The 20,686-nt window shown below is 67.9% G+C and carries 19 protein-coding genes and 1 riboswitch; of the genes, 9 read left to right on the top strand and 10 right to left on the bottom strand.

The genetic code is table 11. The features are described 5' to 3' along the window. Nucleotides 1-26: 26 nt before the first annotated feature. Nucleotides 27-3,152, bottom strand: a complete 3,126-nt coding sequence (locus INQ41_RS03310) for an efflux RND transporter permease subunit (protein WP_193986187.1) — start codon at nt 3,150-3,152, stop codon at nt 27-29. Beyond that, a complete protein-coding gene (locus INQ41_RS03305) occupies nt 3,149-4,318 on the bottom strand; it encodes an efflux RND transporter periplasmic adaptor subunit (RefSeq protein WP_193986185.1) in 1,170 nt (389 codons plus the stop codon). The genes INQ41_RS03310 and INQ41_RS03305 overlap by 4 nt, the downstream gene beginning before the upstream one ends. Before the next feature lie 255 nt (nt 4,319-4,573). Between INQ41_RS03305 and cysK the strand changes: the two genes are divergently transcribed. Continuing rightward, nucleotides 4,574-5,533, top strand: a complete 960-nt coding sequence (cysK, locus tag INQ41_RS03300; RefSeq protein WP_193986184.1) for a cysteine synthase A — start codon at nt 4,574-4,576, stop codon at nt 5,531-5,533. A 114-nt stretch (nt 5,534-5,647) separates the two neighbouring features. On the opposite strand, the gene INQ41_RS03295 is transcribed toward cysK, so the two are convergent. From INQ41_RS03295 to INQ41_RS03285, 3 genes are all read right to left on the bottom strand, one after another. Next, nucleotides 5,648-6,652 (bottom strand): class I fructose-bisphosphate aldolase, encoded by a 1,005-nt coding sequence (locus INQ41_RS03295; protein WP_193986182.1) that lies wholly within the window; start codon nt 6,650-6,652, stop codon nt 5,648-5,650. A 90-nt stretch (nt 6,653-6,742) separates the two neighbouring features. Next, nucleotides 6,743-8,209: a pyruvate kinase gene (gene pyk, locus INQ41_RS03290; protein ID WP_193986180.1), complete on the bottom strand. Its 1,467-nt coding sequence runs from the start codon at nt 8,207-8,209 to the stop codon at nt 6,743-6,745. 78 nt (nt 8,210-8,287) lie between these two features. Further along, the gene (locus tag INQ41_RS03285) at nt 8,288-9,463 is read right to left on the bottom strand and encodes a phosphoglycerate kinase (RefSeq protein WP_193986178.1); all 1,176 of its coding nucleotides are present in this window, start codon (nt 9,461-9,463) and stop codon (nt 8,288-8,290) included. Between the two features lie 134 nt (nt 9,464-9,597). After that, a riboswitch (cobalamin riboswitch) is annotated at nt 9,598-9,808 on the top strand. A 373-nt stretch (nt 9,809-10,181) separates the two neighbouring features. Here INQ41_RS03285 and INQ41_RS03280 point away from each other — a divergent pair. The 3 genes from INQ41_RS03280 to INQ41_RS03270 are packed head-to-tail and all read left to right on the top strand — an operon-like array spanning nt 10,182 to nt 14,023. Continuing rightward, the gene (locus INQ41_RS03280; RefSeq protein ID WP_228076767.1) at nt 10,182-12,539 is read left to right on the top strand and encodes a ribonucleoside-diphosphate reductase subunit alpha; all 2,358 of its coding nucleotides are present in this window, start codon (nt 10,182-10,184) and stop codon (nt 12,537-12,539) included. 36 nt (nt 12,540-12,575) lie between these two features. After that, on the top strand, nt 12,576-13,586 hold the full coding sequence (locus INQ41_RS03275) for a ribonucleotide-diphosphate reductase subunit beta (protein WP_193986174.1): 1,011 nt from the start codon (nt 12,576-12,578) through the stop codon (nt 13,584-13,586). A gap of 5 nt (nt 13,587-13,591) precedes the next feature. Next, nucleotides 13,592-14,023, top strand: coding sequence for an acyl-CoA thioesterase (locus INQ41_RS03270; RefSeq protein ID WP_193986173.1), 432 nt, complete (start codon nt 13,592-13,594; stop codon nt 14,021-14,023). 55 nt (nt 14,024-14,078) lie between these two features. Here the strand turns inward: INQ41_RS03270 and INQ41_RS03265 are convergent, their stop codons facing one another. Both INQ41_RS03265 and azu read right to left on the bottom strand, forming a co-directional pair. After that, nucleotides 14,079-14,483 (bottom strand): group III truncated hemoglobin, encoded by a 405-nt coding sequence (locus INQ41_RS03265; RefSeq protein WP_193986171.1) that lies wholly within the window; start codon nt 14,481-14,483, stop codon nt 14,079-14,081. Nucleotides 14,484-14,550: 67 nt separating this feature from the next. Further along, nucleotides 14,551-15,009, bottom strand: a complete 459-nt coding sequence (azu, locus tag INQ41_RS03260) for an azurin (RefSeq protein ID WP_193986169.1) — start codon at nt 15,007-15,009, stop codon at nt 14,551-14,553. A gap of 139 nt (nt 15,010-15,148) precedes the next feature. Between azu and fdxA the strand changes: the two genes are divergently transcribed. Next, nucleotides 15,149-15,478 (top strand): ferredoxin FdxA, encoded by a 330-nt coding sequence (gene fdxA, locus INQ41_RS03255; protein WP_193986167.1) that lies wholly within the window; start codon nt 15,149-15,151, stop codon nt 15,476-15,478. Nucleotides 15,479-15,610: 132 nt separating this feature from the next. On the opposite strand, the gene gap is transcribed toward fdxA, so the two are convergent. After that, entirely contained in the window at nt 15,611-16,612 is a 1,002-nt protein-coding gene (gap, locus tag INQ41_RS03250; protein WP_193986165.1) for a type I glyceraldehyde-3-phosphate dehydrogenase, read from the bottom strand. Between the two features lie 178 nt (nt 16,613-16,790). Here gap and INQ41_RS03245 point away from each other — a divergent pair, with 178 nt between their 5' ends. Next, nucleotides 16,791-17,660: a S1/P1 nuclease gene (locus INQ41_RS03245; RefSeq protein ID WP_193986163.1), complete on the top strand. Its 870-nt coding sequence runs from the start codon at nt 16,791-16,793 to the stop codon at nt 17,658-17,660. A 10-nt stretch (nt 17,661-17,670) separates the two neighbouring features. Here INQ41_RS03245 and INQ41_RS03240 read toward each other — a convergent pair whose 3' ends face one another. Both INQ41_RS03240 and trxC read right to left on the bottom strand, forming a co-directional pair. Beyond that, on the bottom strand, nt 17,671-18,342 hold the full coding sequence (locus tag INQ41_RS03240) for a beta-lactamase hydrolase domain-containing protein (RefSeq protein WP_193986161.1): 672 nt from the start codon (nt 18,340-18,342) through the stop codon (nt 17,671-17,673). 74 nt (nt 18,343-18,416) lie between these two features. Then, nucleotides 18,417-18,881 (bottom strand): thioredoxin TrxC, encoded by a 465-nt coding sequence (gene trxC, locus INQ41_RS03235; RefSeq protein ID WP_193986159.1) that lies wholly within the window; start codon nt 18,879-18,881, stop codon nt 18,417-18,419. A gap of 150 nt (nt 18,882-19,031) precedes the next feature. Here trxC and INQ41_RS03230 point away from each other — a divergent pair, with 150 nt between their 5' ends. From INQ41_RS03230 to INQ41_RS03220, 3 genes are read left to right on the top strand one after another with little or no spacing between them, the layout of a single operon-like run. Next, nucleotides 19,032-19,418, top strand: a complete 387-nt coding sequence (locus INQ41_RS03230) for a rhodanese-like domain-containing protein (RefSeq protein ID WP_193986157.1) — start codon at nt 19,032-19,034, stop codon at nt 19,416-19,418. Nucleotides 19,419-19,465: 47 nt separating this feature from the next. Next, nucleotides 19,466-19,798, top strand: coding sequence for an ArsR/SmtB family transcription factor (locus INQ41_RS03225; protein ID WP_228076688.1), 333 nt, complete (start codon nt 19,466-19,468; stop codon nt 19,796-19,798). After that, nucleotides 19,795-20,673, top strand: coding sequence for an MBL fold metallo-hydrolase (locus INQ41_RS03220; protein ID WP_193986156.1), 879 nt, complete (start codon nt 19,795-19,797; stop codon nt 20,671-20,673). The genes INQ41_RS03225 and INQ41_RS03220 overlap by 4 nt, the downstream gene beginning before the upstream one ends. Nucleotides 20,674-20,686: the final 13 nt, after the last annotated feature.

The following is a 20,686-nucleotide window of genomic DNA, read 5'->3' as shown; positions in this document are numbered from 1 at the left end:
GTCCCATCGACCGGGGTTGCTGCGCGTCAGGCGTGGCCGCCGACTTCGGGCGTCTTCGCCGCCAGCGCATCCAGCTCGTTGGACACCGCATGCGGCGAGCGCGTGAACGGCGCCAGCACGACGTAGAACGCCGGCACCACGAACAGCGACAGCAGCGTGGACAGCGACACGCCAAACATGATCACCACGCCGATGGTCGCCCGGCTGGCCGAGCCGGGCCCGCCGGCCAGCACCAGCGGCAACGCGCCGACGGCCGTGGCGATGGAGGTCATCAGGATGGGCCGCAGGCGCACGCCGGCCGACTCGATGATCGCCTCGGTGATGGTCCGCCCCGAGTCGCGTAGCTGGTTGGCGAACTCGACGATCAGGATGCCGTTCTTCGCCGCCAGTCCGACCAGCATGACGATGCCGATCTGGCTGAACAGATTGAGCGTGCCGCCCGTTACTGCCAGGCCGACCAGCGCGCCCAGCACCGCCAGGGGCACCGTCAGCATGATCACGAAGGGATGGATGAAGCTCTCGAACTGCGCGGCCAGCACCAGGAACACCACCAGCAGCGCCAGCGCGAAGGTCAGCAGCACCGCGCCGCCGGCCTTCTGGTACTCCCGCGATTCGCCCTTCCAGGCAACCTGCGCATAGTCCGGCAGCGTGGTCGCCACCGTCTGGTTGAGGAACTCCAGCGCCTCGCCCATCGTGTAGCCCGGCGCCAGACCGGCGGTGATGGTGATCGCCCGCATGCGGTCGAAGCGGTTCAGGCTGCCCGCCTCGGCCAGTTCGGACAGGGTCACCAAGTTGGACAGCGGCACCAGCGCGCCGTCCTTGCCGCGCACCTCGATCGCCGACAGGTCGGCAGGCGAAGCGCGACCATCGCGTCCGGCCTGGACCAGCACGTCGTACTCCTCGCCGTCCTGGACGAAGGTGGTCACGCGGCGACTCCCCATCATCGTCTCCAGCGCATGGCCGATGGCCGACACGCTGACGCCCAGGTCGGACGCGCGCTTGCGGTCGATCTCCACGCGCATCTGCGGGCGGGTTTCCTTGTAGTCCGAATCCACCGAGAACAGGCCGGGGTTGGCCTCCATCTTCTCCATCATCACGTCGCGCCACTGCGCGATCTCGGCGTACTCCGGGCCGCCCAGGACGAGCTGGATCGGCTGGCCGCGGCTGCCGACCAGGCCGCCGCCCACGCGCGGCTGTGCCTGCACGCCGGTCAGCTTGCCCAGGTCGGCGCGCAGCGAATCGGCCACCTCGGCCGTGCTCATGTCGCGCTGGTCCCAGTCCTGCAGGAACACGATCACGTTGGCGGTGTGCATCTCCTCGGTCGCACCCCAGCCACCGGGCGCGCGGCTGTTGTAGCGGCGGATCGCCTTGTCCTCACCGGTGTGCGCAGCGACCACCGCCTCGACCTGCTCCAGCTGGCCGACGGTGTAGTCAAAGCCCGCGCCCTCCGGGCCCATGATCGAGACGAAGAACGAGCCGCGGTCCTCGGCCGGCGCCAGCTCCGACGGCACCAGCTTGATCAGGCCATAGCTCAGCGCCAGCGCACCGAGCATCAGGCCTCCGACCAGCCAGCGCTTGCCAACGTGGCGGCCCAGCCAGCCCTGGTAGGCCCCGCTGAGGCGGGTCAGCTGGCGGTTGCTCCAGCGGTGGATCGGGTTGGAACGCTCGTCGCTGCGCGCACGCACCAGCTTGGAGGACATCATCGGGGTCAGCGTCAGGGCGACGAACGCCGACAGCGCCACCGCGCCGGCCAGGGCCACCGACAACTCGCGGAACAGCCGGCCGGTATTGCCTTCCATGAAGCCCACCGGCAGGAACACCGCGACCAGCACGGTCGTGGTTGCGATCACCGCGAAGGCCACCTGCTTGGTCCCGCGCACCGCCGCGACCAGCGGCGGCTCACCGAGGTCGGCGCGGCGCTGGATGTTCTCCAGCACAACGATCGCATCGTCCACCACCAGCCCGATCGAGAGCACCAGCGCCAGCAGGGTCAGCAGGTTGATCGAGTACCCGAACAGGTACAGCGGGATGAAGGCCGCGATCAGGCACACGGGCACCGTGACCGCCGGGATCAGCGCGGCGCGGAAACTGCCCAGGAACAGCCAGATCACCAGCAGGACCAGCGCCATCGCCTCCAGCAGCGTGTGGTAGACGCGCCGGATCGACTCGTCGATGAACACCGTGGAGTCGTAGGCGACGAAGATGTCGGTGCCTTCGGGCAGGGTTTTCTGGATCTCGATGGCTTCCGCGCGCGCCGCGCGGGTCACGTCCAGCGCGTTGGCGGTCGAGGTCTTGACCACGCCCAGGCCGACGTTGGGCTGGCCGTTGCTCTTGTAATAGGCGCGGCGCTCGGCCGAGGCCAGCTCGACTTGGGCGACATCGCCGATGCGCACCACGTAGCCGTCGCTGCCCTCGCGGATCGGAATCTCGGCAAAGTCGGAAGGCTTCTCGTACTGGCGCGCCACGCGCAGGGTGAAGTCGCGGGTTTCCGACTCGATCCGGCCCGCCGGCAGCTCGACGTTCTCGGCCCGCAGCGCCGCTTCGATGTCGGTGGCGGTGATGCCGCGCGCGGCCATCGCCGAGCTGTCCAGCCAGATCCGCATCGCATAGCGCTGGCGCCCGCCGATCTGGACCTGGGAGACGCCGTCCAAACTCGACAGCCGGTCGACGATGTAGCGCTCCGCGTAGTCCGACAGCTGCAGCGCGTCCATCGTGGTGGAGCTCATGTTGAGCCAGATCAGCGTGTCCGAATCGCTGTCGGCCTTGCGCACCTGGGGCGCGTCGGCCTCGTCGGGCAGTCGGCTGGCGACGCTGCTGATCGCGTCGCGCACGTCGTTGGCGGCCGCCTCGATGTCGCGCTCCAAGGTGAACTCCAGGGTGACCGAGGAGCGCCCGTTGACGCTGCGCGACTGGATCGTCTCCACGCCCTCGATGCCCGACAGGGCGTCTTCCAGCGCCTGGGTGATCCGCGTCTCCACCACCGCCGCCGAGGCGCCGGGATAGTTCACGTTGACCGAGACGATCGGCGGATCGATCGCCGGCAGCTCGCGAAGGGTGAGGCGCGAGAACGTCATCACCCCGATCACCATCAACAGCAGGCTCATCACCGTGGCAAACACCGGCCGGCGAATGGCCAGATCGGAGATGCTCATTTGCCTTCCACCGCCGTGGCGGAGCCGGCGCGGTCACCACCGATGGGCCCGATGGTGGAGCCTTCGATTTCGGCCGCTCCGGGAGCTTCCTCGACGACGGGGGCATCCTGCGCCGGCACCGGGACCTCGCCGGTTGCCGTCACCTCGACCTTGGCGCCAACGCGCAGTTTGCCGGTGCCGTCGACCACCACCTCGTCGCCGGGCTCCAGGCCGCTGACCACCTCGGCCATGCCCTGGCGGCGGTTGCCGACCAGCACGTCGGCGCGTTCGACGGTGCTGTCGGCGCGGACGCGATACACAAAGGACGTGTTGCCCAGCTGGACGACCGCGATCTCCGGAACCAGCAGCGCCTGGCGTTGCGGGCGCACCAGCGTCACCTGCATCAGCATGCCCGGACGCAGCATGCGGCTGTCATTGGGGAACTCGCCGCGCACTGTCACCGCACGGGTGGACGGGTCCACCCGCGAGTCCACGAGCTGGACCACGCCGTCGAAGGTCTCGCCCGGCCACGACGCGCTGGTCGCGTGCAGGACCTGCCCGGCCTCCAAGTGTGCCAATGCCGGCTCGGGCACCGGGAAGTCGACGTAGACCCGCTGGGTGTCGTCCAGGGTGGCGATCGCGGTACCGGGGGTGACCAGCGCACCGGGACTGACCTGGCGCAGCCCAAGCACGCCGGCGAACGGCGCACGTATCTGGCGGTCCGACAGCTGGGCGCGGATCTGGTCGACCCGTGCCATCGCGGCGTCGCGGACGGCACGCTGGGTCTCCAGGGTCGCGCGGGCCACCAGTTGCTGCTCGCCCAGCTTGGCCATGCGGCGGTACAGCTGGTCCGCCTCGGCGGCACTGGCCTGCGCCTCGGCGAGCGCGGATTGCTGCTGGTTGCCGCTCAGGGTGACCAGCGGTGCGCCAGCCTGGACCAGGTCGCCACTGTCGAAATGGACATCGCGGACGGTTTCGGTGACCTTGGCGGTGATCGTCACTGACTCGCGCGCCTTCACCGTCCCCAGCGCCTGCACGGTATCGTTCCACTGCTGCATGCGCACCTGCTGGGTGGTCACCGGCACCGCCGAGACGCCGCTCGGGCGCGCCGCCTCCTTCCCGCAGGACGCCAGCGCCAGGGCAAGCAGGAGCGCGCAGATCACGTGGGGTCCGATGGGAATTCGCATGCTGTCTCGTTGTTGGATCAAAAGTGGGGTAAGGGGGAGGCTGCGGCGGCCACGCGCAGGCAGACCGACAAGTCTAGTGAGCCCGGTCAACGCGCGCGTGGGCCATTGGTTGACCACCGCCCGGCCAAGCAGCCGAACAGGCAAAGCCCTGCAATGCAGCGTTTCATCCGTTCACGGGGACTTTCGCGTGGCCTGGCGCACACTGGGGCGTCAGTCACAGGGAACCGGAGCAATGCTCCGCGGAAGGTAACGCCGATGATCCACGACAGCATCCTCGACACCATCGGCCGTACGCCGATCGTACGCCTGCACCGGCTCGCGCCTGCGGGCATCGAACTCTACGCCAAGATCGAGTCCTTCAATCCGGGCGGTTCCGTGAAGGACCGCCTGGCGCTGGCGATCATCCGCGACGCGGAGACGCGCGGTCTGATCAAACCCGGCGATACGGTGGTCGAGGCCACCTCGGGCAATACCGGCGTCGCCCTGGCGATGGTCTGCGCGGCGCGTGGCTACAAGTTCGTCGCCGTGATGACGGAAACCTTCTCGGTGGAACGGCGCAAGCTGATGCGGGCCTACGGCGCCAAGGTCATCCTGACCCCGGCCGCCGAGCGCGGCACCGGCATGGTGCGCAAGGCCGCAGAACTGGCCAAGGAGCGCGGCTGGTTCCTCGCCAGCCAGTTCGCCAACCCCGCCAATCCCGCCTGGCACCGCCAGACGACCGCCGCCGAGATCCTGCAGGACTTCGCCGGTCGACGGCTGGACGCGTTTGTCAGCGGCTGGGGCACCGGCGGCACCCTGACCGGTGTCGGCGAGGTGCTCAAGTGCGCCCGCCCGGAGGTCCGCATCGTCGCCTGCGAGCCGGCCGGCGCCTCGATGATGGCCGGTGATCCGTGGCAGCCGCACAAGATCCAGGGCTGGACGCCCGACTTCCTGCCCGAGGTACTGAACCAGCACATCGCCGACGAGATCCTGCCGGTGGACGACGTCGTGGGCCGCGACACGGCGCGCCGGTTGGCGCAGGAAGAAGGCGTGTTCGTCGGCATTTCCGCCGGCGCCACCGTCGCCGCGGCGCTGGACGTCGGGCGCAGGGCCGAGGAAGGCGCGGTGATCCTGGCGATGCTGCCCGACACCGGCGAGCGCTACCTGAGCACCTTCCTGATGGAGGACATCAACGAAGGCTCCGATGACGAGTGGCTGGCGGCCGGCCTGCCGTGAGCCCGCCCTCCTGCTGATCGCTCTCCGTGGCGATGGAAACAACAACGCCGGCAGATGCCGGCGTTGTCGACTCAGCGTTGGCGACCCTCGGCCACCGCGTGCTGGACCGTCAGATCAGGCTTTCCACTCGCCCAGCGCGGCCAGACCGTTGGCGCGGGCGCGCTCGAACACCATCTCCTGCGCCTTGCCGATGTTGCCACTGATGTCCTTGGCCCAGATCGCCAGCGCCGCGGACTGCATGGCGCGGCCGTAGGAGAACGACAGCGGCCACGGGTTCGGGCCGGCGAGGTTCATCGCGTTGAGGTGCGCGGTGGCGTCCTCGTCGGACTGGCCGCCGGACAGGAACACGATGCCCGGCAGCGTCGCCGGCACGGTGGACTTCAGGCAGCGCAGGGTCTCGGCGGCCACTTCCTCGACCGACGCGGTATCGCTGCAGGTCGAACCCGGCAGGACCATCGAGGCCTTCAGGATGGTGCCTTCCAGCATCACGTTGTGCTCGTACAGCGAGCCGAACAGCGAGCGCAGGGTGACCTCGGTGACGTCGTAGCAGGTGTCGATGTCGTGGTTGCCGTCCATGATCACTTCCGGCTCCACCATCGGCACCAGGCCCTGCTCCTGGCACAGCGCGGCATAGCGCGCCAGCGCGTGGGAGTTGGCCTCGATGCAGGTGCCCGACGGGATGTCGTCGCTGATGTTGATCACCGCGCGCCACTTGGCGAAGCGGGCCCCCAGCTTGTAGTACTCCTCCAGGCGGGCGCGCAGGCCGTCCAGCCCCTCGGTCACCACCTCGCCCGGGAAGCCGGCCAGGGCGTGGGTGCCCTTGTCGACCTTGATGCCGGGGATGATGCCGTTGTCCATCATCACCTTGGCGAACGGCACGCCGTCCCTGGTGGACTGGCGCAGGGTCTCGTCGAACAGGATCGCGCCGGAGATGTGCTGGCCCAGGTTCGGCGTGGTCAGCAGCATCTCGCGGTAGGCGCGGCGGTTTTCCTCGGTGCACTCGACACCGACGCCGTCGAAACGCTTCTGGATGGTGCCGGTGGACTCGTCAATCGCGATGATGCCCTTGCCCGGGGCGACCATTGCCTGGGCGATGTCGGCAAGCTGTTCGATGCTCATGGAATTCCTGCAGAAGTGACGGGGTTAGCCCGTTAGTATAGGCCACGCCCGCCTGCAAAGGCCATTGCGAAACAGTGGCTTAGGTGCCTCCTACAGGTCACCCAGGCCCTCGGAACTGCCGGCATCGCCCACCAGCACCAGACGCAAGGTGTTGGTCGCGCCCTCATGTTCCATGTGGTCGCCGCTGGTGAAGATGACCCGCTCGCCGACGGCCAGCTGGTCCGCGTCGAACAGCCGGTGCACGCCGTTGCGGACGGCGTCGCGGGTGTCCATGCCGCGGCTGTCGAATTCCATCGGGATCACGCCGCGCATCAGGGCCATCTTGCGGCGGGTGCCCGGGTGCCGCGAGAGGCCGAAGATCGGTACCGGCGAGCGGAACCGGGACAGGAACCCCGCGGTGCCCCCGGATTCGGTGATCGCGACAATGGCGCGCACCCCGATGTGCTCGGAGACGAACATCGCCGCCATCGCGATGGCCTGGTCGGCGCGCTGCAGGTTGCGCGGCGCGGCCTCGAAGTCGGTGTCGTGGTCGAACTGGCGCTCCGCGCCCAGGCAGATCCGCGCCAGCGCTTCGACCGCGCGCACTGGATAGCGGCCCGCCGCGGACTCCGCCGACAGCATCACCGCATCGGTGCCATCGATGACGGCGTTGGCGACATCCAGCACCTCGGCCCGCGTCGGGATGGGACTTTCCACCATCGACTGCAGCATCTGGGTGGCGGTGATCACCACCCGGTGCCGGGCCAGCGACTCGCGGATGATCTTCTTCTGCAAACCGGGCAGTTCGGCATCGCCGATCTCCACGCCCAGGTCGCCGCGGGCCACCATCACCACGTCGCTGGCATCGATGATGTCGCCCAGGTTCTCGATTGCTTCGGCGCGCTCGATCTTGGCCACCAGGTAGGCATCGCTGCCGGCGGCGCGGGCAAGCCGACGGGCCTGGTGCATGTCCTCGGCGGTGCGGCAGAACGAGACCGCGATGAAGTCCGCGTCCATCTGCGCGGCGATCTTGATCAGCTCCGCGTCGTGCTCGGTGAGCGCGCCCAGTGACAGTCCGCCGCCCTGCTTGTTCAGCCCTTTACGGTCCGAGAGCTCGCCGTCGTTGAGCACCTGGGTGGCGATGCGCTGGCCGTCGACCGAAGTCACCCGCAACTGCATCATGCCGTCGTCCAGCAGCAGCACGTCGCCGGGGGCGACATCGCCCGGCAGGCCAAGGTAGCTGACGCCCACTTCCTGGTCGGTTCCCGGCGCGGCGTCCTCGCGGGCGACCAGGTCGAACCGCTCGCCGGCAATCAGCTGGACCTTGCCCTGGGCGAAATGGCCGATGCGGATTTTCGGGCCGGGCAGGTCGACCAGGATGCCGACTTCCCGCCCCAGGCGCTGCCCGGCGGCCCGCACCGCGTCGGCGCGGGCGTGGTGGGAATCGGGATCGCCGTGGGAGAAGTTCAGCCGGACCACGTCCACGCCCGCGGCGATGAGCGAGTCCAGCACGCCGGGCACGTCGGTGGCGGGGCCGAGGGTGGCGAGGATCTTGGTACGTCGCAGCAGCGCGGCCATGGAGTCGATTCCCTGCGTGGTCAAGCCGGGAACGCTAGCACGATTGGAAAGCGCTCCAGCGGCGCGGCGGTGGTCGCGTCAGCGGCGCGCCTGCAGGGCGCTGACGGCCGGCAACGCCTTGCCTTCCAGGAACTCCAGGAACGCGCCGCCACCGGTGGAGATGTAATCCACCCGGTCGGCGATGCCGTACTTGTCAACCGCGGCCAGGGTGTCGCCGCCCCCGGCGATGGAGAACGCGGCACTGCCGGCAATCGCCTCGGCCAGCGTCTGCGTGCCCCGGCTGAAGGCCTCGAACTCGAACACGCCCACCGGGCCGTTCCAGACCACGGTGCCGGCTTTGGCGATCATCGCCGCGTAGCGCGCGGCGGTGTCCGGCCCGATGTCGAGGATCATGTCGTCGGCGCCGACCGCGTCCACCGGCTTCACCGTGGCCGGGGCGTCGGCCGCAAAGTCCGGTGCAACCACGACGTCGCTGGGCAGCGGAATGTCCGCGCCGCGCGCCTTGGCGTCGTCGATGATCTGGCGGGCGGTGTCCAGCAGGTCCAGCTCCACCAGCGACTTGCCCACCCCGTGGCCCATCGCGGCGATGAAGGTGTTGGCGATGCCGCCGCCGACGATCAGCTGGTCGACCTTGCCAACCAGCGAGGAAAGCAGTTCCAGCTTGGTGCTGACCTTGGATCCGGCGACGATGGCCAGCAACGGCCGCGCGGGTTCGTGCAGGGCCTTGCCCAGCGCGTCCAGCTCGGCCATCAGCAATGGGCCACCGGCGGCGACCTTGGCCTGGCGGATCACGCCATGGGTGGATGCCTGCGCGCGATGGGCGGTACCGAACGCGTCCATCACGAACACATCGCACAGCGCGGCATAGCGCTTGGCGAGCGCCTCGTCGTCGGCCTTTTCGCCGACGTTCATGCGGCAGTTTTCCAGCAGCACCAGCTGGCCGGGTGCGACCTCGACGCCGTCCAGCCAGTCCTTGACCAGCGGCACCTCGATGCCCAGCAACTGCGACAGCCGCGCCGCCGCCGGCGCCAGCGAATCGGCCTCGCTCCACTGGCCCTCGGTCGGACGCCCGCGGTGGGACATCACCATTACCGCCGCGCCCTTCTCCAGCGCCAGGCGCAGGGTGGGTAGCGCCGCGGTGATGCGCTGGTCGGAGGTGATCGCACCGTTGTCATCGATCGGCACGTTGAGGTCCTCGCGGATCAGCACGCGCTTGCCGGCAAGGTCGAGGTCGGACATACGGAGGATGGACACGGAAGACTCCTGGCGCGATGGCCGGCTGGCGAAGGACGGCATTGTCGCGGGCCGGGGCGGGGATTGGAAGCGTGCGCAGATCGAATGATCCGCGTGCAAACCCCACATGTCGTGTTGACGGATCCGGCCGCCCCCACTATGTTGTGTCCGTCGGTGCCGGCCTCGCGGTTGGCTTAAAACGGGAAGCCGGTGGGAATCCGGCGCTGCCCCGCAGCGGTAATTGGAAACGAACGTCGTCATTGCACTGGGGCGCCCTGCCCTGGGAAGCGGCGACCAGTAGGTGGAAAGCCGGTCACGGCCATCCGCGTCCAGAGCCCGAAGACCTGCCGACAGCCGCGCGAAGCACACCGCGCGGTGACCGGCCTGCGAGTCTTCGGGGGAAGACGGCCGGTGTCGCCACACGTCCACGCGGCGGGTGGGCGCGCGTCGGATCGACGCCGCACGACACCGCGATCTCCTCACGAAAACCCGATGCCCGCGGGGGCATGGCCGCGCCGTCCGACGCCGCCTGTCCGCGGTGCCGGTGTCGTGGACTGCTTCCGCGCGTCGACCTTCGAGGGAGGGGCGACGACCGTGCGCCCTGCACCGGAGCTGTTCGATGACCCAGCCAGACCTCGCCACCGCACCCGCCGATTTCAACGCCGACGTGGAGCCCACCGCCGCCCAGCCGGACGCCTCACCGGGCTTCTCGCTCACCCCGCCCGCCACCGCGATGAGCATGCACGTGACCAAGCGCAACGGCGGTCGCGAGCCGGTGGACCTGAACAAGATCGTGCGCGCGGTTGCGCGCTGCAGCCAGGATCTCTACGCGGTCGACCCGATGCGCGTGGCCACCCGCACCATCTCCGGGCTGTACGACGGCGCGACCACGTCGGAGCTGGACGAACTGTCGATCCGCACCGCCGCTCTGCTCACCGCCGAGGAGCCCGAGTACGGCCGCCTCGCCGCGCGCCTGCTCGCCGGCGTGATCGAGAAGGAGGTCGCGGCGATCGACATCAACGCGTTCTCGCAGTCGGTCCAGCGCGGCTTCGACCTGGGCCTGATCAACCAGCGCCTGATGGACTTCGTGCAGGCCAACGCGCGCAAGCTCAACGACGCGATCGACAACGGCCTCAACGCGCGGTTCGACTATTTCGGCATGCGCACCGTCTATGACCGCTACCTTCTGCGTCACCCCACGGCGCGCACGGTGATCGAGACGCCGCAGCAGTTCTTCCTGCGCATCGCATGCGCCCTGAGCGAGGACGTGGCCGACGCGCTGGCGCTGTACCGGCGCATGGCCCAGCTGGATTACATCCCCAGCTCGCCGACTCTGTTCAACGCCGGCACCACCCACGAGCAGCTCTCCAGCTGCTTCCTGCTGGACTCGCCGGAGGATTCGCTGGAGGCGATCTACCGCCGCTACATGGACGTGGCCAAGCTGAGCAAGTTCAGCGGCGGGATCGGCCTGTCGTACAGCCGGGTGCGCTCGCGTGGCTCGCTGATCCGATCCACCAACGGCCTCAGCAACGGCATCGTGCCGTGGCTGAAAACGCTGGACGCCTCGGTGGCGGCGGTCAACCAGGGCGGCAAGCGCAAGGGCGCGGCCTGCGTGTATCTGGAGCCGTGGCACGCCGACGTGGAGGAGTTCCTGGAGCTGCGCGACAACACCGGCGAGGATGCCCGGCGCACCCACAACCTCAACCTGGCCAACTGGATCCCGGACGAGTTCATGCGCCGGGTCGAGGCCGACGCAATGTGGTCGCTGTTCGATCCGGCCGTGCTGGCGCGCCACGGCACCCAGCTGACCGACCTGTTCGGCGAGGCCTTCGATCAGGCCTATCGCGTCGCCGAAGCGGCCGGGCTGGCGACGCGACAGGTCAAGGCACGCGACCTGTACACCCGCATGATCCGCACGCTGGCCCAGACCGGCAACGGCTGGATGAACTTCAAGGACAAGTCCAACCGCGCGTGCAACCAGACCCTGCGCGAGGGCAACGTGGTGCATCTGTCCAACCTGTGCACCGAGATCCTGGAGGTCACTTCGCAGGACGAGACGGCGGTCTGCAACCTGGGCTCGATCAACCTGGCCCACCACGTCGAGGACGGCAGCGTCGGCGACCTGGCCCGGTTCGACTTCGACAAGCTCGCCGAAACCGTGCGACTGGCCGTGCGCCAGCTCGACCGCGTGATCGACCTGAACTTCTACCCCATCGACACCGCCCGCCACGCGAACCTGAAGTGGCGCCCGGTCGGTCTGGGGGCGATGGGCCTGCAGGACGTGTTCTTCAAGCTGCGCCTGCCGTTTGATTCCGAGCCGGCCCGCGCGCTCTCGCAGCGCATCGCCGAGGAGATCTATTTCCACGCCCTGTCCGCCTCCTGCGAACTGGCCGTGGAGCAGGCCCCGCACCCGTCCTTCGCCGACACCCGCGCGTCGCTCGGCGAGCTGCAGTTCGACGCCTGGAACGTCGCGCCGTCCGATCCCGCGCGCTGGGACGAGCTGCGCGCGCGCATCCGCGAGCACGGCCTGCGCAACTCATTGCTGATCGCCATCGCGCCGACGGCGACGATCGCCTCGATCGCTGGCTGCTACGAATGCATCGAGCCGCAGGTGTCCAACCTGTTCAAGCGCGAAACGCTGTCGGGCGACTTCCTGGTGATCAACAAATACCTTGTCGAGGAGCTCAAGACGCTGGGCCTGTGGACGGCAGAGCTGCGCGACGCGGTGAAGATGGCCGACGGCTCGATCCAGGGCATCACAGCGATCCCGGACACACTGCGCCAGGTCTACCGCACCGCCTGGGAGCTGCCGATGCGCTCGCTGATCGACATGGCCGCCGACCGCGGCGCCTTCATCGACCAGAGCCAGTCGCTGAACCTGTTTATCGAGAGCCCGAACATCGGCCAGCTGGCGTCGATGTACATGTACGCGTGGAAGCAGGGTCTGAAGACGACCTACTACCTGCGCTCGCGGCCTGCGACCCGGATCGCCAAGTCCACCGTCAGCGCCCCGGCGCCCGCCGCCGCCCCGACGCCCGACGCCGACGCGATCGCCTGCTCACTGGAAAACCCCGAGAGCTGCGAGTCCTGCCAGTAGGCCCCGCCGCAACCCCCGCATCTGCAAGGAATACGCATGACCACCCAACACCTGCTCCACCCCGGCTTCGACCTCACCCTGCGCCCAATGCGCTACCCGCAGTTCTACGCGATGTACCGCGATGCGATCCGCAACACCTGGACGGTGGAGGAAATCGACTTCTCGCTGGACGTCAACGACCTGCGCGGCAAGCTCGGACCGGCCGAGCGCCACCTGGTCGAGCGCCTGGTCGCGTTCTTCGCGACCGGCGATTCGATCGTCGCCAACAACCTGGTGCTCAACCTCTACCAGCACATCAACGCGCCCGAAGCGCGCATGTACCTTTCACGCCAGCTGTATGAGGAGGCGCTGCACGTGCAGTTCTACCTCACCCTGCTGGACACCTACCTGCCCGACGACAAGGCCCGCACGCAGGCGTTCGCCGCGGTGGAAAACATTCCCTCGATCCGCGCCAAGGCCGAGTTCTGCTTCAAGTGGATCGACTCCATCCAGGACCTCAAGCGCATCGAGACGCGTGCGCAGCGGCGCCAGTTCCTGCTCAACCTGATCTGCTTCGCCGCCTGCATCGAGGGCCTGTTCTTCTTCGGCGCCTTCGCCTACGTCTACTACCTGCGCTCGCGCGGACTGCTGCACGGCCTGGCCTCGGGCACCAACTGGGTGTTCCGCGACGAGAGCTGCCATATGGCGTTCGCCTTCGAGGTCATCCGCACCGTCCGCAAGGAGGAGCCCGACCTGTTCGATGAGGCCCTGCAGGACGAGGTGGTTCAGATGCTCACCGAGGCGGTGGAGTGCGAGATGCAGTTCGCCTGCGACACCCTGTCGGGCGGCGTGGCCGGGCTGTCGCTGAAGGACATGCGCCAGTACCTGGAATACTGCGCCGACCAGCGCCTGGGCCAGCTGGGCATGCCGCGCCATTTCGGCGCGAGCAATCCGTTCGGTTTCATGGACCTGCAGGACGTGCAGGAAGTGACCAACTTCTTCGAGCGTCGCGTGTCGGCCTACCAGGTCGGCGTGGAAGGCGAAGTCGCCTTTGACGCCGCATTTTGAACGCGATGACTGACGGGACGATGCCCGCGACCGAAGCGCGGATGACCGAGATCGTCTTCCCCGACCACACCAATCACCTCGGCACCCTGTTTGGCGGGCAGGCGTTGGCGTGGATGGACAAGGCCGCGTTCATCGCCGCCTCCCGCTACGCCCGCTGCACCGTGGTGACCGCACGCTCGGAGCAGGTCGACTTTCATACCGCGGTCAACCAGGGCGCGCTGGTGCAACTGGTCGCGCGGATCGTGGCAACCGGCCGCACGTCACTGCAGGTCGAGGTGGAAATGCACAGCGAGGACCTGCACTCGGGCGAGGCGCTGCTGGCAACCCGGGGACGCTTCACGATGGTCGCCCTGAACGCCGCCGGCCAACCGACGCCCGTGCCGGCACTGCTGCCGCCCACGAGCGGGGCTGATGCATCCAGCTGCCGGGACGCGTGATCACAGCGCGCAGCGCTGCTCGCGACCCGGCGATGCCAGCCATCGCCGGAACCGCTCAAGCGCCGACGATCGGCAGCTCCAGCGATCGCACGCCTTCCTGCAGGCCCAGACCGTACTTCAGGCTGCGGCCGATGCGTTTGGCGTACTCGTGGACCAGCGCGGCGTGTTCGGCGTCGAGGACTTCATCCGCGGTTTCGCGCCACAGCGCCAGCCACTCGTCGAAATGGCCGGCGTGGATGGCGTGGCCGCGGTGCTGCGCCATCGGATTGCCACGGTAGCTGCGCGTGCCCAGCGCGACGGAGGACCAGAACGAGGTCAGCAGTTCCTTGTGTGCCGGCCAATCGTCGACGGCGGCGTTGAAGACCGGCCCCAGCGTGGGATGCACCTGGATCCTGTCGTAGAACCGATCGACCAGGTCGGCCAGCTGCTGCTCGGTAAGTTGGGTGGTTTCGCGTGACATGAGCGGTATCTGGACCCTGAAACGAAAAAGGGCGACCGCCAGGGCCGCCCTTGTTACAGATGGTGGCTTACTTGGCCAGAGTCAAGGTGCCCTTCATCAGCGCGGCGTGGCCCGGGAAGGAGCAGAAGTAGGTGTAATCCTCTCCCGCCTTCAGCTTGGCTACCGGGATCGTGACGGTGGTCGATTCGCCGCCGCCGATCAGCTTGCTGGCCGCGATCACGCGGGTATCGCCGGCCTTGACGTAGTCGGCGTCGGCGCCGGCCTTCATGCCGTCGGCGTTGATCGCATTGACGTCGGCGGGCTTGCTGAGCACGAAGTTGTGGCCCATTGCGGCCTTGGGCAGCTTGCCCACGTGCTTCAGGGTGACCTTGAACTCCTTGCACGACGCGGGCACCGTCAGGCTCTTGGTGGTGAACTGCATCGCATCGGTGCTGTCGACCGTGGCAGCGCAGTCGGCGGCCGTCGCCGGCAGGGCGAACGCGCCGGCCACGGCGAACAGGGCAACAGCGGAAAGCTTGCGGATCATCGGTACTGACTCCATATGGTGGGGTGATGGCGGCCATTGTCCGCACCGCCGCACTCCGGCGCCTTGATCCAGGTCAGGGGCAGCGAAGTTGGATCCGCGAGACAATGGCGCTGCCGCAAGCAATACGATTGGAATCCGCATGACCCACGTCGTCACTGAAAACTGCATCAACTGCAAGCACACCGACTGTGTCGAGGTGTGCCCGGTCGACTGCTTCCACGAGGGACCCAACTTCCTGGTGATCGATCCGGAGGAGTGCATCGACTGCACCCTGTGCGTCGACGAATGCCCGGTCGGCGCGATCTATCCCGAGGACGACGTGCCGCTCGGGCAGGAGCACTTCCTGGCCATCAACGCCGAGCTGGCACCGCTGTGGCCGGTGATCGACCGCAAGAAAGAGCCGCTGGAGGATGCCGAGAAATGGGATGGCGTCCCCGACAAGCTCCCGCTGCTGAAGCGCGAGTGGTAGTCGACAAAAGGCGCTGCATCCCGCCCCATCGCGCCGGACTTTCAGTACAGGTGTCTGCGCGCAGCGTTCCGCAGGCATAAAAAAGCCGGGCGCGATGCCCGGCTTTTTCGACGCAGACGGCTATGGCGCGGATTACTTCGCCACCACCTTGACCATCTCCAGGCACTTGTTGGAGTAGCCCCATTCGTTGTCGTACCAGGCCACCAGCTTGACGAAGGTGTCGTCCAGCGCGATGCCGGCGCCGGCATCGAAGATCGAGGTGCGGGTATCGCCCCGGAAATCGGTCGCCACGACCATGTCGGTGGTGTAGCCCAGGATGCCCTTGAGCGCGCCTTCGGACTGCGACTTCATCTCCGCGCAGATCTCCTCGTAGCTCGCGCCCTTCTCCAGCTCGACGGTGAGGTCGACCACGGACACGTCGGAGGTCGGCACGCGGAAGCTCATGCCGGTCAGCTTCTTGTTGAGCTCGGGAATCACCACGCCGACCGCCTTGGCCGCACCCGTGGAGGACGGGATGATGTTCTCCAGGATGCCGCGGCCGCCGCGCCAGTCCTTGTTGGACGGGCCGTCGACGACCTTCTGGCTCGCGGTCGCCGCGTGCACGGTGGTCATCAGGCCGCGCTTGATGCCCCACTTGTCGTTGAGCACCTTGGCCACCGGCGCCAGGCAGTTGGTGGTGCACGAGGCGTTGGAAACGATCGCCTCGCCCTTGTAGGTCTTGTCGTTGACGCCGAAGACGAACATCGGGGTGTCGTCCTTGGACGGCGCCGACAGGATGACCTTCTTTGCGCCCGCGTCGATGTGCTTCTGCGCGCTTTCCTTGGTCAGGAACAGGCCGGTGGACTCGATCACCACGTCCACGTCGACCTCGCCCCACTTCAGGTTGGCCGGATCGCGCTCCTGGGTCAGGCGGATCTGCTTGCCGTTGACGATGATGTTGTCGCCGTCGACCTTGACGTCGCCCTTGAAGCGGCCATGCACAGAGTCGTACTGCAGCATGTAGGCCAGGTAATCCGGCTCCAGCAGGTCGTTGATCGCGACCACTTCGATGTCGTCGCCGAAATTCTCAATCGCCGAACGCAGGACGTTGCGTCCGATACGGCCAAAACCGTTGATACCAACCTTGATCGCCATTGCAGGGCTCCTGACGGGCACATGAGGGAATAAAGCCCCCCATTTTAGCCCATCCGCGCCGGACCCGGCCGGCAGCGGCGCGCGCGGCAACTGCGCAGGCGAGTCGGAGAATTCCTGCGCATGCGGGCCGTCGTCGCGCGGCGAGGCCTTTCTGCTGCGCTGCAGCTATCCTGTCGCCATGAATCCATGCATCGCTTTCCGCACTATCCGATACGGCATCCTCGCGCTCGCCCTTCTTCTTCCCGCGGTGGCCGCCGCGTGGGGCCCGCAAGGCCATCGCCTGGTCGCCGAGCTGGCCTGGGAACAACTCACCCCGCAGGCGCAGGCGCGGATCACGCCGCTGCTGCTCGGCGAGCCCGAACCCACCCTGCCCGGCATCGCCAACTGGGCCGACCGCCTGCGCGCGTCCGACCCGGACCTGGGACGGCGCAGCTCGGCCTGGCATTACGTCAACATCGGCGGCGACCAGTGTGTCTATGTGGCGCCGCGCGACTGCCCCGAGGGCAATTGCGTGGTCGCAGCGATCCCGGCCCAGGCCGCGCTGCTGGCGGACGAGAGCCTGCCGTCGGCCACCCGGACGCAGGCACTGAAGTTCCTGGTGCACTTCGTCGGCGACATCCACCAGCCACTGCACGCCGGCCACGCCGAAGACAAGGGCGGCAACACCTACCAGGTCAATCTCGACGGCAAGGGCAGCAACCTGCACCAGCTGTGGGACAGCGGCCTGCTGGGCACGAACCGGCTCAATGACGTCCAGTATCTCGAGCGGCTGCGCGCGATGCCCGTGGCTTCGCCGACCGCGCTACCGGCGACCGGTCCGCTCGCCCTGCGCGCCGCGACCTGGGCCGAGCAGTCCTGCGCGATCGTCGTCAAACCGGGGTTCTATCCGAAGGACCGCAAGATCAGTGACGACTACGTGCGGTCCTGGCTACCCGTGGCCGAGACGCAACTGCGCCTGGGTGGCGCGCGCCTGGCCGTCGTGCTCAACGCGATCTTTGATCCGGCGCCACCGGTGGGGCGGCCGGGCGAGGCTCCGCAGGCGGACTAGGCCAGACGAGTCAGCAGGTGGCGTCGGCCTCGCAGGTTTCCGCGCGGGTAGTTTCGATCACTTCGCGCACGCGCGGCTCCAGGCTGGCCAGTCCTGCGCTGCGGCCAAAGGCTACGGCCTGCTCCGCGTCGACACCGCTCTCCAGCTCACCCAGCGCCAGCAATGCCCCGACCCGGTTGCCTGACGCACAGTGGACCAGCACTGGACCGGGCGCCTCGTTTATCAGGCGCCGCAGTTCGATGGCGTTGGCCATGCTGATGTCGCTGGCGCCGGCGACCGGAAGCCGGTGATAGGCCATGCCGGCGGCGGCGACCTCGGTCGCCTCGTCGCGTTCGCCCATCTCGGCCGCCGGCCGCAGGTTGATCACCGTGGTGACGCCGTCCTCGGCGGCTGCCCGCCACGCCGTGTCCTCCGGTTGGCCTGCGGTGTAGAGGCCGGGCCGCGGCTGGTGCAGGCCGGAAATCGCCGCCTCCAGTGACCGCACCTCGGGTGTCGCGTCCGTGGAAACCGCGTCGTTCGGATCCGCAGTGGTGTCGCCCGCATTCGCGGACGCCTGGACCGGTCCCGCAGCGTCCGCCGCGTCGACACGATCGCCGTAGCCGCAGGCGGTCAGCGATAGCGCCGTCAGCACGGCGATGGTGACGGAACGGAACGCCACGGCATTGCAAAACGGCTGCTTCATTTCAATTCGTCCTCGCTGAACATCGGTCGATGATGGCCCCATCGCCGCCATCTGTCCCGTCTGCGCGACAGGCTTCACGCCGGCAGGTGCTGCCGCGTCCAACGCACGATGTCAGCCGCCGACATTGCCCCGGCCTGCCGCGCCAGCTCACGGCCGCCCTTGAACAAGGCCAGGGTGGGGATGCTGCGGATGGCGTACCGCTGGGCCAGGGTGGGCTCGCTCTGGGTGTCGACCTTGGCCAGGCGCACGTGCGGCTCCAGCTCGGCGGCGGCGAGCTCGAACTGCGGCGCCATCACCTTGCAGGGGCCGCACCACGGCGCCCAGAAATCGACCAGCACGGGGAGGCCGCCGCGACTGATGTGGGCGGTGAAATGATCCACTCCCAGACTCACCGGCTTGCCGTCAAACAGCGGCTTCTGGCAGCGACCACACGACGGCGCCTCGGCCAGTCGAGCGTTCGGCACCCGGTTGGGTGAATGGCAATGGGGGCAAACGACCAGCACCGGCCCGGGTGCATTGTCGGTGGTTGAAGAAATCATGCGTGGTCCTCCTTTCGCCGCTGCCACGGCAGCAGGTGCTGTAGAGCAATGAAATCACTACCGGCGTGAGCACGGCGCCGCAACACATTAGCCTTTACTTATATTAGCGTCAAGTGATATGGTGGCGCTCCCGCCCCGTGGAAAACTGCCATGCACCTGACCGCCAACCAGCTTGTGGAAGAAGCCCGCAAGCAGATCCGTGAAGTCGCACCAGGCGATCTGGCCGCCCTTCGGGGCAGCGCGGTGCTGATCGACGTCCGTGAACCGGCCGAATACCAGACCGGCCACATCGCCGATGCCATCAATATTCCGCGCGGGGTGCTCGAATTTCAGGTCGACGCCCACCCCGCCGTCGCCAATGCCAGCGACCCGGCGCTGTCCTCCAAGTCCTGCCCGATCGTGGTGTATTGCCGGACCGGCGGCCGCGCCGCGTTGTCGGCAGTGAGCCTGCAGCGCATGGGTTTCACCGACGTGCGCTCGATCAGCGGGGGCATCACCGGATGGACCGACGCCGGCCTTCCGGTGACGACGCGTTGAGTCAGCAGTCGATGCGCGCGGCACGAATGCCCGAGGCTACCGAGTCCATGGCCGCGATCGATCCGGACGCCATGCGCAGCCACGCAGGCGACGCGGTGCGGCTGTTGAAGGCCCTCGGCAACGAGAACCGCCTGATGCTGCTGTGCATGCTGGTTGCCGGCGAGCAATCGGTCAGCGAGCTCAACAACCAGCTCGACCTCAGCCAGTCGGCGTTGTCGCAACACCTCGCGCTTCTGCGCGCGGACGGGCTGGTGCGCACCCGTCGTGACGCGCAAACCATCTATTACTCGCTCAGCGACGGCCCCGCACGGCAGATCATCGACACCCTGCACGGGATCTTCTGCGCCGTGGACGCCGCCCCAAACGGAGAGAGCCGATGACTTCCAAGCCACAGGTGGAACCGCTTTTCCACGAGTCGACCGGCACCTGGACCTACGTCGTCCATGAGGGCCGCGATGCGGTGGTGATTGATCCGGTGCTCGACTACGAGCAGCGCTCGGGCCGGATCCGGACCGATTCAGCGCGCGACGTGCTCGAGTTCATTGCCGCCAACGATCTGCGCGTGCATTTCATCCTGGAGACCCATGCCCACGCGGACCACCTGAGTTCGGCCGCGTTCCTGCGCGCCCGGCTGGACGTTCCCGTCGCCATCGGCAGCGGCATCGCCTCGGTGCAGGATCACTTCTCGTCCGTGTTCGCGATGGACCGCGCCGACCCGGCGCTGACGGGCGCGTTCGATCGGTTGCTCGCCGACGGCGAGGTGTTCAGCGCCGGCGCGCTGTCGATCGAGGTGATGGCGACGCCCGGACACACCGCCGACAGCCTGAGCTATCGCATCGGCGACAACGTGTTCGTCGGCGATACGCTGTTTGCACCCGACTTGGGCACCGCGCGCTGCGATTTTCCCGGCGGCAGCATCGATCAGCTGTACGCGTCCATCACCCGCCTGCACGCGCTGCCGGGAGACACCGTCATGTGGCTGTGCCACGACTACCCGCCGGAAGGACGCGAGCGGCGTGCCAGCGTCACCGTGGAGGAATCGCGCCGCGACAACCGCCTGCTTTCAGCGGACACCTCGCTGGAGGCGTTCCGCAGGGTCCGCGCCGAACGGGACGCCGGCCTCGCCGCGCCCAAGCTGCTGTATCCCTCGCTGCAGGTAAATATCCGCGGCGGCCGCCTGCCCCCGGCAGGTGCCGGCGGTCGCCGTCATCTGTGCACCCCATTGCAGCTGGAACCGCCTGCCGACGGGTTGTAGTCGGCACTCAACG

It is taken from the genome of Lysobacter ciconiae (assembly GCF_015209725.1).
Classification (GTDB): Bacteria; Pseudomonadota; Gammaproteobacteria; order Xanthomonadales; family Xanthomonadaceae; genus Novilysobacter; species Novilysobacter ciconiae.
Note: the sequence above shows the minus strand (reverse complement) of the source record. Positions and strands in the feature narration are given on the sequence as shown.

What these genes read in the sequence shown, in the direction of transcription:
- cysK (WP_193986184.1), top strand. Translation starts at nt 4,574, where the DNA reads ATGATCCACGACAGCATCCTCGACACCATCGGCCGTACGCCGATCGTA.
- INQ41_RS03220 (WP_193986156.1), top strand. Translation starts at nt 19,795, where the DNA reads ATGACTTCCAAGCCACAGGTGGAACCGCTTTTCCACGAGTCGACCGGC.
- azu (WP_193986169.1), bottom strand. Translation starts at nt 15,009, where the DNA reads ATGATCCGCAAGCTTTCCGCTGTTGCCCTGTTCGCCGTGGCCGGCGCG.
- pyk (WP_193986180.1), bottom strand. Translation starts at nt 8,209, where the DNA reads ATGGCCGCGCTGCTGCGACGTACCAAGATCCTCGCCACCCTCGGCCCC.
- INQ41_RS03295 (WP_193986182.1), bottom strand. Translation starts at nt 6,652, where the DNA reads ATGAGCATCGAACAGCTTGCCGACATCGCCCAGGCAATGGTCGCCCCG.
- INQ41_RS03270 (WP_193986173.1), top strand. Translation starts at nt 13,592, where the DNA reads ATGACTGACGGGACGATGCCCGCGACCGAAGCGCGGATGACCGAGATC.
- fdxA (WP_193986167.1), top strand. Translation starts at nt 15,149, where the DNA reads ATGACCCACGTCGTCACTGAAAACTGCATCAACTGCAAGCACACCGAC.
- INQ41_RS03225 (WP_228076688.1), top strand. Translation starts at nt 19,466, where the DNA reads ATGGCCGCGATCGATCCGGACGCCATGCGCAGCCACGCAGGCGACGCG.
- trxC (WP_193986159.1), bottom strand. Translation starts at nt 18,881, where the DNA reads ATGATTTCTTCAACCACCGACAATGCACCCGGGCCGGTGCTGGTCGTT.
- INQ41_RS03265 (WP_193986171.1), bottom strand. Translation starts at nt 14,483, where the DNA reads ATGTCACGCGAAACCACCCAACTTACCGAGCAGCAGCTGGCCGACCTG.
- INQ41_RS03305 (WP_193986185.1), bottom strand. Translation starts at nt 4,318, where the DNA reads ATGCGAATTCCCATCGGACCCCACGTGATCTGCGCGCTCCTGCTTGCC.
- INQ41_RS03240 (WP_193986161.1), bottom strand. Translation starts at nt 18,342, where the DNA reads ATGAAGCAGCCGTTTTGCAATGCCGTGGCGTTCCGTTCCGTCACCATC.
- INQ41_RS03280 (WP_228076767.1), top strand. Translation starts at nt 10,182, where the DNA reads ATGCACGTGACCAAGCGCAACGGCGGTCGCGAGCCGGTGGACCTGAAC.
- INQ41_RS03275 (WP_193986174.1), top strand. Translation starts at nt 12,576, where the DNA reads ATGACCACCCAACACCTGCTCCACCCCGGCTTCGACCTCACCCTGCGC.
- INQ41_RS03230 (WP_193986157.1), top strand. Translation starts at nt 19,032, where the DNA reads ATGCACCTGACCGCCAACCAGCTTGTGGAAGAAGCCCGCAAGCAGATC.
- INQ41_RS03245 (WP_193986163.1), top strand. Translation starts at nt 16,791, where the DNA reads ATGAATCCATGCATCGCTTTCCGCACTATCCGATACGGCATCCTCGCG.
- INQ41_RS03310 (WP_193986187.1), bottom strand. Translation starts at nt 3,152, where the DNA reads ATGAGCATCTCCGATCTGGCCATTCGCCGGCCGGTGTTTGCCACGGTG.
- gap (WP_193986165.1), bottom strand. Translation starts at nt 16,612, where the DNA reads ATGGCGATCAAGGTTGGTATCAACGGTTTTGGCCGTATCGGACGCAAC.